The sequence below is a fragment of the Miltoncostaea oceani genome (assembly GCF_018141545.1).
Classification (GTDB): Bacteria; Actinomycetota; Thermoleophilia; order Miltoncostaeales; family Miltoncostaeaceae; genus Miltoncostaea; species Miltoncostaea oceani.
Genome location: NZ_CP064356.1, coordinates 1,374,005 through 1,386,350, shown reverse-complemented (window position 1 = coordinate 1,386,350; position 12,346 = coordinate 1,374,005). Strand labels below are relative to the sequence as shown.

Sequence of the window (12,346 nt, the reverse complement as noted above, 5' to 3'; positions counted from 1 at the left end):
GGTGGCGCGTGCGTGGGAGGTGCCGGGCCTCCGGGGACGTGCCCGGTTCCGCGAGGCCGCCGGCCGGGTCATCCTGACGCGCTGGGCCGAGATGTGGAGCTACCGCGACGGCACCGAGCTCGCGGAGGACATCGAGGAGCTCCACGCGATGCGCGTCTCGTCGCGCCGCCTGCGCGCCGCGATGGACGCGTTCGAGGGGGCGTTCCCCCCGAAGTCGTTCCGCCGCCACCTGCGGCAGGTGAAGGAGATCACCGACGTGCTCGGCGACGCCCGCGACCTCGACGTCGCGATCGAGGGCCTGACCGCGCTGCTGCCGGGGATGGCGGAGGACGAGCGGCCGGGTGTCGAGGGGCTGATCGCGCGGTACCGCGAGGACCGGGCCCGCGAGCAACCGCGGATCGTCGCGCTGTTCACCCGGATCGACGACGAGCGGTTCGCGAAGCGGCTCGACCGGTACGTCGGTGAGCACACCGGGATCCGGCTCGCCACCCTGAAGCCCCGGCCCCCGGAGGCCTGATGGCGAGGCCCCACCCCGTCGCCGGCCTCGACGCGGACGCCCGCCTGCGGCCGAACGCGCGGAGGATCCTCGCCGTGCGGATCGGCGAGGTCTACGGCTACGACGGCCGGGTCGCCGACCCGGCGAACGTGAAGGACCTGCACGACATGCGGATCGCGTGCAAGCGGCTGCGCTACCTCCTCGAGATCTTCGGCCTCGCCTTCGACGACGACCTCGGGCCGTTCCTCGACGACATCCGGCTGCTCCAGGACCTGCTCGGGGACATCCACGACTGCGACGTGCAGATCCCGCGGCTGGAGGAGCACCTCGCGTGGCTCGACGACCGTGAGTCGGGGGCGGCGCGGCGCCTGGTGGGCGAGGCGTCCGTGCGGCGGCGGCGCCGGGAGGGTCCCGCGTCGGAGGCGGCGTTCCGGGCGTTCCGCCGGGAGCTCGAGGTGGGGCGCCGCGCCGACGAGCGCCTCGGGGTCCACGCGCTGATCGGGCGGCGCCGGCGCGAGCGCGAGGACCTGTACGCGCGCTTCCTCGACGAGTGGCGGAGGCTGAAGGCGGAGCGCTTCAGGTCACGGCTCGAGGGCGCCCTCGGGATCGACGCCGGTGCCTGACCGCCTGGGGGTGATGGGCGACGTGCACGCGAACGCCACGGCGCTGCGGGCGGTGCTCGACGCCATGGCGGGGGCCGGGCTGCAGCGGGGCGTGTGCACCGGTGACCTCGTGATGCGCGGCGACGAGCCCGACGCGTGCGTGACGACGGTCCGGGAGCTCGGGTGGCCGTGCGTGATGGGCAACACGGACCGCAAGGTCGTGAACCGCCCCCGTCGCGACCCCGACAGCCCGAAGGCGCGGCGGATCGGATCGCGGGCGTGGACGACGAACCAGCTGTCCCCCGGGAACCTGGCGTTCCTCGGGGGCCTGCCGATGCTGGTGCGGGTGTCCCTGCGCGGCGCGACGATCGTGCTGATGCACGGCGCGCCGGACGACCCGCGCGAGGCGGTCGACGCCCACACGCCGGAGCGCGACCTGCGGCGCCTGCACGACGCCCTCGGGCGCCCGGACTGCGTGGTGAGCGGCCACACGCACGTCCCCCTGGTGCGGTCGGCGCACGGGTGCCTGTTCGTCAACCCGGGCAGCGTCGGCGAGGCGCTCGACGGCGACCGCCGGCCGCGCTGGGGGTGGCTCGAGGCGCGACGCACCGGGCTGCGCGCGCACCTCGAGCGGATCCCCCTGGAGCTCGCCCGGGTCCGGACCCCCTAGGCCGCCACGGCCACCCACTGCGCGTCGATCGCCCGTTCCGCCGCGGCGAGGCTCTCGGCGGCCAGCGGCAGCAGCCCCGCCATCGCCGGGGTGACGGCCGCCAGCGTGAGCTCCGCCGTGATGAAGCGCGGCTCCAGGCCGGTCAGGGCGACGCCGTGGCCGAGCCAGGCCTCCGCGTGGTCCCATCCCTCGCGCGGGGTGCCCTCGCCGTAGCCGCCGCCGCGGGAGGCCAGCACGAGGAAGTCGCGGCCGGCGAGCAGCGGCGCCTGCGTCTCCGCGTCGAGGGAGAGCCCCGGGGCGATGAGGTGGTCGACCCACGCCTTCACCGCGCTCGGAGGACCGAAGTTGTAGAGCGGCAGGCCGAGGATGATCGTGTCGGCCCGCGCGACCTCCCCCACCAGCCGCTCGGTGAGCTCCCACGACGCCTGCTGGGCGGGGGTGCGCCGGGCGGGCGGGATCATCCGCGCGGTGCCCGTCGCGCTGTCGAGGTGCGGCGGCGGGTCGGCGCCGAGGTCGCGGTAGGTGACGACGCCCGCGGGGTGCGCCGCGCGCCAGGCCGCGGCCGCCCGGGCGGTCAGCGCGCGGCTGACCGACCGCTCGCCCTGGATGCTCGAGTCGATGTGCAGGAGGTGCGGCATCAGGTCGTTGCTCCCAAATCGTTTGCTTTGCGCAAACGAGTTGTAACACACGACCGGTAGGCGGCGGGGGCTACAATCGGCCGATGCCGTCCCCCGCCACGGCCGCGCACCGTTCGTCGGCCCTCCTCGACCACCTGGCCCGCCTGACGCGGTCGCGTGCCGAGTCGGCGCTGGCGCCCCTGGGGCTGCGGCCCCGGCACCTGGTGGCGTTGACGGTCCTGCGGGAGCACAGCGGCGGGACGCAGCAGGCCCTCGCGTCGGCGTTGCAGGTGGACCGCACGAACCTGGTGGGGCTGCTGAACGAGCTGGAGGCCGACGGCCTGATCGTGCGGGAGCGTGCGGTGGACGACCGGCGTCGCCACACCGTGTCGTTGACGGTGGCCGGGGCCCGGCGGCTCGGCGAGGCCGAGGCGGCCCTGACCGCCGCGGAGGACGAGGTGCTCGCGGCGCTCGACGCGGACGAGCGGGAGACGCTCTACCACCTGCTGCGGCGCGCCACCGGCGGCCACACGGCGGATTGCGCGGCGGCGGCCGCGCAGTGCGTGGAGGACGACCCCCCGGCCTGACGGCCTGACGGCTCCCGGCGGGCGGTGGGTCTAGGCGGAGCCCATGAGCCGCCGGGCGGAGCGTCCGCGGTGGCGGTGGGCGGCCCAGGCGGCGAGGGCGGCGAGGAGGGCGAAGGGCCCGATGAGGACGAGGGCGCCGAGCAGCCACGCGAGCGCCCCGGCGAGGCGGTCGCCGGAGTCGCCGATCGGGCCGGCGAAACGGCCCTCCTCCCGCGGTGCGGCCGGGGGGCCCTCGGTGGTGAGGGTGAGGGACACGACGGCGAGGCGCGCCCGTTCGCGCTGTGCGGCGACGGCGGCCTCCGCCCGGGCGAGGGCGGCCTCGGCGCGGACGACGCGGCGGGCGAGTGCGGCGTCGGCGGGGTCGGCGGCGGCGCGGGCGCGCAGGTCGGCGAGGGCCTCGGCGGCGCGGGTCACCCCGCGGTCTCCGGTCGCGACGGCGGCGGTGACGTCCACGATGTCGGCGTCCTGGCCGATGACGGTGCCGAGCCTCCCGAAGGCGGCGAGCGCCTGGTCGACCTTGGTGGTGGGGATGCGGAGGACGAGGTCGTTGGTGCCGCGGCCGCCGTCGGGGACGCCGTAGTCGGAGCTGGCGGTGTACCCGCCGAGGGCGCGTGTGGTGCGCATGGCGCTGGTGCTGGCCCGGGAGAGGGCGTCGACGTCGGCGACCTGCACGCGGGTGCGGACGGTGACGTTGGTGAGGCGCGTCCCGTCGGGGACAGGACCGGGCGCCGGCGTGGCGATGGCGGGGGCGGCGGCGCGCTCGGGTGCGGGTGCGGGTGCGCCCTGGTCGGCCTCGGCGCCGGGGGCGGCGGGCGCGGCGGAGTCGGCGGCGCCAGGTGCGGCGGGCACGGCGAGCCGCGTGCCGTCGGAGGTGGCCCCGGCGGATGCGGCGTCGCCGCCGCTGGGGCCGGTGCCGCCGTCGTCGAGTGCGGGGATGGCGATGAGGGCGACGGCGACGATGCCGGCGACGACGGGGGCGGCGACGAGGAGGCGTCGGCGGCGGTCGCCCCCGCCCTCGCCGATCCAGCGGCGGGGGTCGAGCGCGCGGATGCCGCGGCGGGGGCGGTCCCCGGTCGCGGCGGCGCGGCGGGCGTCGTCGAGGACGCGGCGGCGGAGGTCGTCGGGGGCCCCGGGTTCGAGGTCGCGGGTCTGCTGCACGAGGGCGACGAGGGCCTGTTCGTCGGCGTCGGTGGGTGTGGCGCCGTCGATGAGCTCCCCGAGCCGGTCGGGGTCGATGTCGTGGGGTCCGGTCACGGTCGCTCCACCTCCTGTCGCAACTTCGTGAGCGCTCGGTGCAGGGACGTGCCGACGGCGGTGGGGGTCATCCCCGCGATGCGGCCGGCCTCGGCGGCGTCGAGCCCGAGGACGACGCGCAGGGCGACGAGTTCGCGTTCGCCGCGGGTGAGGCGGCCGAGGGCCGCCCGGAGGTCGGCGGAGAACCCCCCGGGCGCCTCGGGTCCGGGGACGGCCTCGGGGACGTCGGCGGCGTAGCGCTCCTCACGTGCCCGGCGGCGGCCGTCCTTGCGGAAGTGGTCGAGCGCGACCCGCCGTGCCACCTCGACGAGCCAGACCTGCGGGGTCGCGCGGGCGGGGTCGTACCGCCGCCAGTCGCGGAGGGCCCGTTCGAAGGTGGCGGATGTGAGGTCCTCGGCGAGGTCGCGGTTCCCGGTGAGGTGCGTGAGGTACCGGTAGACGCCGTCGAGGTTCCGTTCGGCGACGTCGGCGAACGCCGGTCGGGTGCGCGACGGGCTCATCGTGGGGCGGGGGGCCGGGGCGACACTCACGCACGGTATCCGCCGCCGGCCCCGGAGCCGTCACAGCGGCTCGCGGCCCGGGCCCGCGGGACCGTCCCGAGCCTAGGTGGTGGCGCTCCGCCGGTCGGACGCGAAGGCGAGGATCAACCCGGCGGCGACGAGGACGGCGATGCCGAACTCGAGGATCCGCCCGACGTCGAGGGCGTTGGCGATGACCCCGCCGAGCAGGGACCCGACGATGCCGGAGAGCACGGTCGCCATGAGGCCGGGGCGGCGGTCGTCGGGGATGAGCATGCGCCCGAGCACCCCGATGATCGCGCCGACGATGACCCACCACAGCAGGCTGAGCACGAGCCCGAGGGCCCACGACCCGATGACGATCAGGGCGAGGACGGCGAGCAGGAGGACGACGAGGACCACGTACCGAGGGTACCGGGATCACCAGCCGACGGCCCAGCCCGGCACGAGCACCGTCGGACGCGGGGGCGGCGGACGCCGGGGGCCGCGGCGCCGGGGTGGCCCCGTGCCGGGGGGACGCGGCGTCCGGACCCGCACCACGGGCGCGGGGCGCACGAGGGCGGCCACCTCCGCGACGGGGTCGATGGGCGGCCGCCGTTGGGGGCGGTGCTCGCGCACCGCCGTGAGGGCGAGCAGCATCAGCCCGACGGCGAGGACGGCTCCGAGGTAGTCCGCCGTCGCCGACCCGCGGCCGGCGTCACCGACCCGGCGCCTCACCCGACGACCCCGCCCACCTGGCGCGCCAGCTCGATCAGCAGCACGCCGATCACGAGGAGCAGCACCGCGGGGACCATCACCATCGCCACGACGAGCTGGATCTTCGGCGCGGCGCGCGCCGCCCGCTCCCGGGCGTCCTGGCGTCGCGACGCCCGCAGCGCCACCGCCTGTCCCTCGAGCGCCCGCGAGAGGGGCGCCCCGAGCTCCTCGGCCTGCAGCAGTGCGCCGACCGTCCGAGCGAGCTCCGGCGCGCCGACGCGGGCGGTCAACTCGCGGTAGGCCGTCGCGCGGGGGGTTCCGAGCGCGAGGTCCCGCAGCACGGCGCCGATCTCCTCGCCGAGCACCCCGCCGAGCCGCCCGGCCGCGAGGTCGAGCGCCGGGTCGAGCGCCATGCCCGCCTCGACGCAGATGCCGAGCAGGTCGAGCAGGTCCGGCAGCTCGCGCACCAGGGCGCGCCGCCGGGCCCGTTCGCGGAGCGTCAGGACGTACCCGGGCGCCATCAGCCCGAGCCCGGCGAGCACCGGCACCAACACCGCGGCCGGGGGTGCGACGAGCGCGAGCGCCGCCCCGGCCGCCACGCCGACGAGGGCCCCGTTGACCCGCGCCCGCGCGAGGCCCGCCGGCGCGAGCGCCCCCGCGAGGCCGGCACGTGCCAGTCGGCCGGCGTCGGCGTCACGCGCCGCGAGCCGCCACAGCGCCTCGGGGCAGGGCATCCGCGCGGCGACCGCGAGCACCCCTGGGACGCCCCGTCCGCCCCCCGACAGCGCGGTCGCGTCCGCGGACCGCGCCGCCGCGCGCCTCTCGCGCAACCCCGCCGCCGCGCAGGCCAACGCCAGCACCCAGAGGAGCACCGGGCTCACGGCTCGACCCGCCCGATCCGCCGGATGAGGACGACGCCGACGCCGTAGAGGGCGCTCGACACGCCCAGCAGCGCGGGCCCGGGCGGCTGCCCCACCACGCGGCCGATGGTCCCGGGTGACGCGATCTCGGCCATGACCGCGCCGCCGACGGGGAGCGCGGCGACGAGCCACGCGGTCATCCGTGCCTGCGCGGTGGCGCCCCGCAGCTCGCGCGCGAGCCGCCCGCGTTCCTCCAGCCGGTCCGACAACCCGGCGAGCGCCCGGGCGAGGTTCCCGCCGGTCCGCCGCTGGACGAGGATCGCGGTGACCATGATCCGCAGGTCCCGTGCGGGCAGGCGCGCGGCGGCCCCCTCCAGGACGACCTCGACCCGGCCGCCGAGCTCGAGTTCCCGGACCACCTGGGCGAGCTCGGAGCGCACCGGCTCCGGGGCGTCGCGCACCGCCCGTGTGAGCGCCTGGCGCAGGGAGAGGCCCGCCCCGAGTCCGGTCGCGAGCGCCTGGGCGACGCCGGGGAGCTGCGCCTCGACGCGCGCGAGGTGCCGCCGGTCGGCCGACCGGACCAGCACGACGGCCGCCGCCACGACCCCGCCCGCCCCCGCCGCACCCGCGACGGGGAGCCCGACGACGCGCCACGCGACGATCGCGGCGAGGGCGGCGCACGCCGCGACCAGCGCCGCGAACGCGTCGGGGCCGAGCGGCACCCCGGCGCGCCGCAGACAGCGGTCCAGCCGGGCACCCGCGACGGTGCGGGCGAGCGGCGCCGGCGTCCCCTCCCCCGGCCGGCGGGTTCGCCGCGGGCGCGCCGCCACCGCCCGCCCCACGCCGGTCACCAGCAACGCGACCGATGCGGAGGCCGCCACCGCCGCGGCCGCCGCGCTCACGCCACCTCCTCCAGCGCGGCGGCGGCGTCGGCGTCCGCCGCCCACGTCAGCCCGGCGGGTGTCCACGCGAACCCGTTCCGCGCGCCGCCCGCCGGCCGCCAGGTGACGAGCGGGGTGAGCACGGGCCCATCGGGGCCCGGGCCGACCGCGGCGACCTCGACCACCCGGCGCGCGCCGTCGGGCCGCCGGGCCTGGTGGACGATGAGGTCCACGGCGCTCGCCACCTGGTCGGCGACCGCCCGGTACGGGAGGTCGAGGTCGCCCATCAGCGCGAGGGTCTGGAGGCGGCGGACGGCGTCGCCCGGCGAGGACGCGTGGAGCGTCGACAGGGACCCCTCGTGCCCGGTCGTCATCGCGCTCAGCATGTCGAGGGCCTCGCCGCCGCGGACCTCCCCGACGACGATCCGGTCGGGTCGCATCCGCAGCGCGTTGCGCACGAGCGCCCGGATCGAGACGGCACCGGCGCCCTCGAGCGAGGGTGGCCGGCTCTCGAGGCGCACGACGTGGGGCAGGGCGATCCGCAGCTCGGCGGCGTCCTCGATCGTCACGATGCGCTCCCCCGGCGGGACGAACGCCGCGAGGGCCGCGAGGGTCGTCGTCTTGCCGCTCCCCGTCCCTCCCGTCACCAGGACGTTGCGCCGCGCCCGCACCGCCGCGCGCAGCAGGGCGAGGACCGGCGCGTCGATCGTCCCGAGCCGCACCAGGTCGTCGCCGGTCAGCGGCCCGCCGCCGAACCGCCGGATGGTGAGCGCGGGACCGTCGAGCGCGAGCGGGCGGATCACCGCGTTGACCCGGGAGCCGTCGGGCAGGCGCGCGTCGACCATGGGGCTCGCCTCGTCCACGCGCCGGCCGAGCGGGGCGAGGATCCGGTCGATCACGTGGAGGAGGTGCGCGTCGTCGTGGAAGCGGGCGTCCGTGGGCGTGATGCGGCCGTCACGCTCCACGAAGACGCGGTGCGGGCCGCAGACCATCACCTCGGTGATGCGCGGATCGCGCAGCAGCGCCTCCAGCGGTCCGAGGCCGAGGGCCTCGTCGACGACCGCCTGCACCACGGCGTCGCGGGCGGCGGCCGTGAGGATGCGCCGCTCCTCGTCGAGGAGGTCACCGACGACCGACGCCAGCTCCTCGCGGGGCGTCCCCCGGCCGTCGACGCGCGGATCGCGGGCGGCGCGTGCCCGCAGGTGCTCGACGAGCGCCGGGTCGGGGGCCTCCATCACGTGGCCTCCGCGAGCGCGGCGACCGCGGCGGCCAGGCCACGCCGCCGCCGCGCGGGCCAGCGCCCCGCCGACAGGGCATCCGCCTCCCGGGGCGACCAGGGGAGCTCGCCGGTCACGGGCGCGCCCACAGCACGGCCGAGCGCGCGCGCCCCGATCTCGGACCGACCGGGGCCGCCGCACACCACGATCCCCACCCGTGCCGACGGGGCCGAGCGGGCGAGCCCCTCCACGACGTGTCGCGCCCGGCGCGCCGCCGCGATGCGGGGCGCGCACGCGACCAGGACCCCGCGCGCCGACGCGGCCGCGCCGATGGCGTGGGAACGCAGCCCGCAGCCGGCGTCGACCACGCACCGGTCCCCATCCCCCGCCCCGGCAGTGGCCACCAGGCGCGCCGCGGCCGGCGCGTCCCACCCGGCCGCCGGCCGTGGCGGGGCGACCAGGACCGCGAGCCCCGACGGGTGCGGCTGGGCCGCGGCGCGGAGGTGGTGCGGGGCGAGCTCGTCGGACACCTCCGCCAGGTCGTCGATGGTCCGGTCGCCCGGGAGGTCCCAGGCGTCGGCGAGGTCGCCCCGTCCGAGGTCGAGCTCGACGAGCCAGGTTGCGCCGTGCGCCCGCTGCCAGGCCAGCGCGAGCGCTCCCGCGAGCAGACTGGTCCCGCAGCCCCCCGTCGCCCCGACGACGACGAGCGCCCCCCGTGCGGTCGGACCGGCCGGGGTCACGGCGCCGGCACCTCCTGGGGACCGGGGGTGCCGACCTCGTCGGCGGGCCGCACCAGCAGGCGCACCTCGCGCGCGAAGTTCAGGGCGGCGGTGATCCGCAGCGCCTGCGTCGCCGACACGCGCAGCAGCGCCTCGCCCGTCCCCGTGAGGCCGTCGGGCGACGGGGAGGCGGCGACGGCGAGCACCTCCGCGTCGGCGACGACGATGGCCGTGCGCCCGGCCGGCCCCTCGCCGGTCGAGGCGACGACGTCGACCCGGGCGCCGGTCACGAGACCCGCGGCGCCGCCTCCGGCGGCCGACAACGGGACCGGCACCGCACGCTCCCCCACCGCGAGCGGCGCCGGCCCGAGGCCCGGCGCGCCGCCGAGGGCCGCCTCGGTCACCGGCTCCCCCGGCGAGACCGGCACGGCGATCCTGCGGCCGAGGGCCGCCCCCGGGTCGGTCAGCACCCCGGCGAGCGGCAGGCCCTCCGGCACCGGGACGACGACGAGCGCGGACCGGGCGGTCGTCTCGTCGATCAGCAGGCCGGTGGCGAGCGGCGCGCGCGCCACGACGACGCGCCCGGCGTCGGCGGGTGTCGCGGCGGCGCGCAACGTGACCACGGCGGCGACGAGGCCCGCCAAGCCGGCGAGCACGAGCCAGAGGCCCGCGCGACGCCCGCCGATCCGCGCCCGCATCACGCCGGCTCCGGCCGCGGCGCGCCGCACCGCGCGCAGGGTGCGGCGGCGAGGCCCCCGCCGCCGCACCGCGGGCAGGGCCGCCAGACGCATCCCGCCCAGCGGGCGAGGACCCGCGGGCGGACGGACGGCACCGATGCGCCGTCGTCGCTCGTGCGCCGGGGCAGGCCCGACGGCCCGCCGGCGGCCCCGGCGAGGACCTCGAGCCGGCGCAGGAGCGACGAGTCGTTGAAGTGGGGGTGCCGCGCGACCGACAGGACCCACCCCGCGAGGCCGGCGTCGCCCGGCAGCCGGACGCGGGCGGCGCCCATCACCGCGGCGAGGGCGGGCAGCGCCGCCGCCCCGGGGTCGTCGACGGCAGGACGCGCGAGCACGACGGCGCCGGCGCCCGCGTCCGCGATGGCCGCGACGACGGCGTCGGCGTCGAGGTCGGCCCACCGGCCACGGCGGCGTGCGCGGGGGACGACGACGAGGGGACGGGGGCCGGCGGTCGCCCGCGCCGCGACGGCCGCCTCGGTCACGAGGGTCCTCATGCCGCCCGCGGACCGGGGTCCGCGTCGCTCCGCAGCGGCAGGGCGAGCCGGAAGCACGCGCCCGACCCGACCGCGTCGAGGGTCAGCCGGCCGCCGTGAGCCTCGGCGATCTCGCGGGCGATGGCGAGGCCGAGGCCGTGGCCGGCGCCCCGCGGGGCGGAACCGCGGTCGCCGGGGAGGAAGATCCGCTCGCGGTCCCCGGCGGGCACCCCCGGCCCGTCGTCGCGGACGTGGACCTCGGCGACGCCGCGACGCACGCGCGCGCCCACGACGACCACGCCGCCGTCCGCCGCGTGGCGGAGGGCGTTCCACAACAGGTTGTCGAGCACCCGCGCCAGCGCGGCCGGCGGCGCGGCGACCGGCAGGGGGCCGCGCCGTCCTCGGGCGACCACGCGTCGCCCCCCGGACTCGGCGACGGGGCCGAAGCGCCGCACCGCCGCCCGGACGACCTCCGCCAGGTCGCACCCCGGGGCGGGCGGGTCGCCCACCGGGGTGCGGGAGAGGTCGCGCAGGCCGTCCGCGACGCGCAGGACCTCGGCGTCGATGAGGGCGAGGGCGCGGCGGCGGTCACGCGCGGGTTCGTCGCGCAGGAGCGTCGCGCACATGCCGCGGATCACCGTGAGGGGCCCGTGGAGGTCGTGCACCACGCGCGCCAGGTGGTCGGCCGGCGCGACGGCGCCGGGCGAGGTGGTCGTGCCGATCACGTCACACCTCCTCGGGGAGCAGCCGGTAGCCGACGCCCCAGACGTTGACGACGAGGCGCTCGCCGCCGCCGGCGTCGGCGAGCTTGCGCCGCAGCCGGCTGGCGTGGCTGTCGACCGTCCGGGTGCGGGCGGCCGCGCGGTAACCCCAGACGTCGCGCAGGAGCTCGGCCTTGGTGAGCACGCGCGAGGGGTCGCGGGCCAGGGCGGCGAGGAGCGAGAACTCCTTTGCCGACAGGTCGAGGACGCGGCCGCCGAGGGTGGCCCGTCGCGCATGCCGGTCGACGACGAGGGTGCCGACGCGGATCTCCTCGCAGAGCGTCGCCCCCCGGGACCTCCGCACCAGGGAGCCGAGCCGGGCGAGGACCTCGGGGTAGTGGAAGGGCTTCGGGACGTAGTCGTCGGCGCCGCGGCCGATGCCGCGGACCGCGGCGTGGGGGCTCGCCTCGCCCGAGATCAGGAGGATGGGCATCCCGGTATCCCACTCCGCCTCGGCCGCGCCGTCGCGGATGCGGCTGACGAGCTCGAGGCCGCTCATGCCGGGGAGGCCGACGTCCACCACCGCCACGTCCGGCCGGGCGCGCCCGAGGATCTCGATCGCCTCCTCGGCCGACGTCGCGACGACCGGGGCGAAGCGGTCGGCGCTCAGGTTCTCGGAGAGGAACGCCCGCGTCGCCGCGTCGTCCTCGACCAGGAGGACGGACGGGACGGCGACACCGATCCCAACGGACATCTCGGACCTCCGTGCGCTGCGTCCGGGCGCCCCGCTGGCGACCGATCCGCACACGCACGAGTCGCGGGGGCGTCCGGAGTCACCCCCCGGCCGTGACGCGGATGTCGCTCGTAGCGGGAATTTCGTCGCGTCGCAGCACGTCCCCGACGGCGATCCCGGCGAGGACGCCCGCCCGGCACTCGACCACCGCATCCGCCCCCCGCACGTGCGCGCCGCGACGGGGCAGCGGGTCGACGACCCGGAGCACCCGGCCGTCGCGGTCGAGGAACGCGCAGCCGATGCGCGCCCGCAGGCCGATCGCGTGGACCGCCGCGCACCGGGTGATCCACAGCGCCTCGTCCGCGTCGAGGTCGGGGGTCCCGAGCAGCCCGACGAGGCGGGACCGCGGCGTCGACGCCCGGTGGCAGCGGCCGGCGAGCACCGCGTCGCCACGGCGCAGGGGCGCGGGCGGCGGGGTGAGCCGGTCGATGCGCAGGCGACCCATGGGGCGATGCTGGCACCCGGCGCGCGCCGCGCGGCGACGTGCACGGGAACCGGCACACGACCGGCATCCGGTTGTGACGG

The 12,346-nt window shown here is 78.5% G+C and carries 18 protein-coding genes; 4 read left to right on the top strand and 14 right to left on the bottom strand.

What is annotated here, in order from left to right; translation table 11 throughout:
- Nucleotide 1 precedes the first annotated feature (1 nt).
- Genes IU369_RS23565 through IU369_RS07095 form a run of 3 tightly spaced genes read left to right on the top strand, consistent with a single transcriptional unit; the run spans nucleotide 2 to nucleotide 1,768 of the window.
- The gene (locus IU369_RS23565; RefSeq protein ID WP_217923875.1) at nucleotides 2–517 is read left to right on the top strand and encodes a CHAD domain-containing protein; all 516 of its coding nucleotides are present in this window, start codon (nucleotides 2–4) and stop codon (nucleotides 515–517) included.
- Nucleotides 517–1,119 (top strand): CHAD domain-containing protein, encoded by a 603-nt coding sequence (locus IU369_RS23560; protein ID WP_217923874.1) that lies wholly within the window; start codon nucleotides 517–519, stop codon nucleotides 1,117–1,119. Before IU369_RS23565 ends, IU369_RS23560 begins: the two co-directional genes overlap by 1 nt.
- On the top strand, nucleotides 1,112–1,768 hold the full coding sequence (locus tag IU369_RS07095; protein ID WP_217923873.1) for a metallophosphoesterase family protein: 657 nt from the start codon (nucleotides 1,112–1,114) through the stop codon (nucleotides 1,766–1,768). Before IU369_RS23560 ends, IU369_RS07095 begins: the two co-directional genes overlap by 8 nt.
- Here the strand turns inward: IU369_RS07095 and IU369_RS07090 are convergent.
- Nucleotides 1,765–2,406, bottom strand: a complete 642-nt coding sequence (locus tag IU369_RS07090; protein WP_217923872.1) for an FMN-dependent NADH-azoreductase — start codon at nucleotides 2,404–2,406, stop codon at nucleotides 1,765–1,767. The two genes, IU369_RS07095 and IU369_RS07090, sit on opposite strands and share 4 nt — an antisense overlap.
- 83 nt (nucleotides 2,407–2,489) lie before the next feature.
- Here IU369_RS07090 and IU369_RS07085 point away from each other — a divergent pair, with 83 nt between their 5' ends.
- Nucleotides 2,490–2,972: a MarR family winged helix-turn-helix transcriptional regulator gene (locus IU369_RS07085; RefSeq protein WP_217923871.1), complete on the top strand. Its 483-nt coding sequence runs from the start codon at nucleotides 2,490–2,492 to the stop codon at nucleotides 2,970–2,972.
- Nucleotides 2,973–3,002: 30 nt separating this feature from the next.
- On the opposite strand, the gene IU369_RS07080 is transcribed toward IU369_RS07085, so the two are convergent.
- The 13 genes from IU369_RS07080 to IU369_RS07020 form a co-directional block, all read right to left on the bottom strand.
- The gene (locus IU369_RS07080; RefSeq protein WP_217923870.1) at nucleotides 3,003–4,226 is read right to left on the bottom strand and encodes a DUF4349 domain-containing protein; all 1,224 of its coding nucleotides are present in this window, start codon (nucleotides 4,224–4,226) and stop codon (nucleotides 3,003–3,005) included.
- Nucleotides 4,223–4,756: an RNA polymerase sigma factor gene (locus tag IU369_RS07075; RefSeq protein ID WP_217923869.1), complete on the bottom strand. Its 534-nt coding sequence runs from the start codon at nucleotides 4,754–4,756 to the stop codon at nucleotides 4,223–4,225. The genes IU369_RS07080 and IU369_RS07075 overlap by 4 nt, the downstream gene beginning before the upstream one ends.
- Before the next feature lie 72 nt (nucleotides 4,757–4,828).
- Nucleotides 4,829–5,146 (bottom strand): GlsB/YeaQ/YmgE family stress response membrane protein, encoded by a 318-nt coding sequence (locus tag IU369_RS07070; RefSeq protein WP_217923868.1) that lies wholly within the window; start codon nucleotides 5,144–5,146, stop codon nucleotides 4,829–4,831.
- A gap of 18 nt (nucleotides 5,147–5,164) precedes the next feature.
- The gene (locus IU369_RS07065) at nucleotides 5,165–5,461 is read right to left on the bottom strand and encodes a hypothetical protein (RefSeq protein WP_217923867.1); all 297 of its coding nucleotides are present in this window, start codon (nucleotides 5,459–5,461) and stop codon (nucleotides 5,165–5,167) included.
- Nucleotides 5,458–6,321: a type II secretion system F family protein gene (locus IU369_RS07060; RefSeq protein ID WP_217923866.1), complete on the bottom strand. Its 864-nt coding sequence runs from the start codon at nucleotides 6,319–6,321 to the stop codon at nucleotides 5,458–5,460. Before IU369_RS07060 ends, IU369_RS07065 begins: the two co-directional genes overlap by 4 nt.
- On the bottom strand, nucleotides 6,318–7,202 hold the full coding sequence (locus IU369_RS07055) for a type II secretion system F family protein (RefSeq protein ID WP_217923865.1): 885 nt from the start codon (nucleotides 7,200–7,202) through the stop codon (nucleotides 6,318–6,320). The genes IU369_RS07060 and IU369_RS07055 overlap by 4 nt, the downstream gene beginning before the upstream one ends.
- Nucleotides 7,199–8,416, bottom strand: coding sequence for a TadA family conjugal transfer-associated ATPase (locus tag IU369_RS07050; RefSeq protein ID WP_217923864.1), 1,218 nt, complete (start codon nucleotides 8,414–8,416; stop codon nucleotides 7,199–7,201). The genes IU369_RS07055 and IU369_RS07050 overlap by 4 nt, the downstream gene beginning before the upstream one ends.
- Nucleotides 8,416–9,138 (bottom strand): CpaE/TadZ family protein, encoded by a 723-nt coding sequence (locus IU369_RS07045; protein ID WP_217923863.1) that lies wholly within the window; start codon nucleotides 9,136–9,138, stop codon nucleotides 8,416–8,418. The genes IU369_RS07050 and IU369_RS07045 overlap by 1 nt, the downstream gene beginning before the upstream one ends.
- Nucleotides 9,135–9,845 (bottom strand): SAF domain-containing protein, encoded by a 711-nt coding sequence (locus tag IU369_RS07040; RefSeq protein WP_217923862.1) that lies wholly within the window; start codon nucleotides 9,843–9,845, stop codon nucleotides 9,135–9,137. Before IU369_RS07040 ends, IU369_RS07045 begins: the two co-directional genes overlap by 4 nt.
- Nucleotides 9,815–10,348, bottom strand: a complete 534-nt coding sequence (locus IU369_RS07035; protein ID WP_217923861.1) for a hypothetical protein — start codon at nucleotides 10,346–10,348, stop codon at nucleotides 9,815–9,817. Before IU369_RS07035 ends, IU369_RS07040 begins: the two co-directional genes overlap by 31 nt.
- Complete coding sequence (locus IU369_RS07030) at nucleotides 10,345–11,052, bottom strand: sensor histidine kinase (protein WP_217923860.1); 708 nt, start codon at nucleotides 11,050–11,052, stop codon at nucleotides 10,345–10,347. The genes IU369_RS07035 and IU369_RS07030 overlap by 4 nt, the downstream gene beginning before the upstream one ends.
- Nucleotide 11,053: 1 nt before the next feature.
- Nucleotides 11,054–11,782: a response regulator transcription factor gene (locus IU369_RS07025; RefSeq protein ID WP_217923859.1), complete on the bottom strand. Its 729-nt coding sequence runs from the start codon at nucleotides 11,780–11,782 to the stop codon at nucleotides 11,054–11,056.
- Between the two features lie 79 nt (nucleotides 11,783–11,861).
- Nucleotides 11,862–12,266, bottom strand: a complete 405-nt coding sequence (locus IU369_RS07020; RefSeq protein ID WP_217923858.1) for a DUF192 domain-containing protein — start codon at nucleotides 12,264–12,266, stop codon at nucleotides 11,862–11,864.
- Between the last annotated feature and the right edge of the window lie 80 nt (nucleotides 12,267–12,346).

Bases quoted from the DNA above. Each gene is read 5' to 3' on its own strand.
- IU369_RS07025 (WP_217923859.1), bottom strand. From the start codon at position 11,782: ATGTCCGTTGGGATCGGTGTCGCCGTCCCGTCCGTCCTCCTGGTCGAG.
- IU369_RS07020 (WP_217923858.1), bottom strand. From the start codon at position 12,266: ATGGGTCGCCTGCGCATCGACCGGCTCACCCCGCCGCCCGCGCCCCTG.
- IU369_RS07050 (WP_217923864.1), bottom strand. From the start codon at position 8,416: ATGGAGGCCCCCGACCCGGCGCTCGTCGAGCACCTGCGGGCACGCGCC.
- IU369_RS07035 (WP_217923861.1), bottom strand. From the start codon at position 10,348: ATGAGGACCCTCGTGACCGAGGCGGCCGTCGCGGCGCGGGCGACCGCC.
- IU369_RS23560 (WP_217923874.1), top strand. From the start codon at position 517: ATGGCGAGGCCCCACCCCGTCGCCGGCCTCGACGCGGACGCCCGCCTG.
- IU369_RS07085 (WP_217923871.1), top strand. From the start codon at position 2,490: ATGCCGTCCCCCGCCACGGCCGCGCACCGTTCGTCGGCCCTCCTCGAC.
- IU369_RS07090 (WP_217923872.1), bottom strand. From the start codon at position 2,406: ATGCCGCACCTCCTGCACATCGACTCGAGCATCCAGGGCGAGCGGTCG.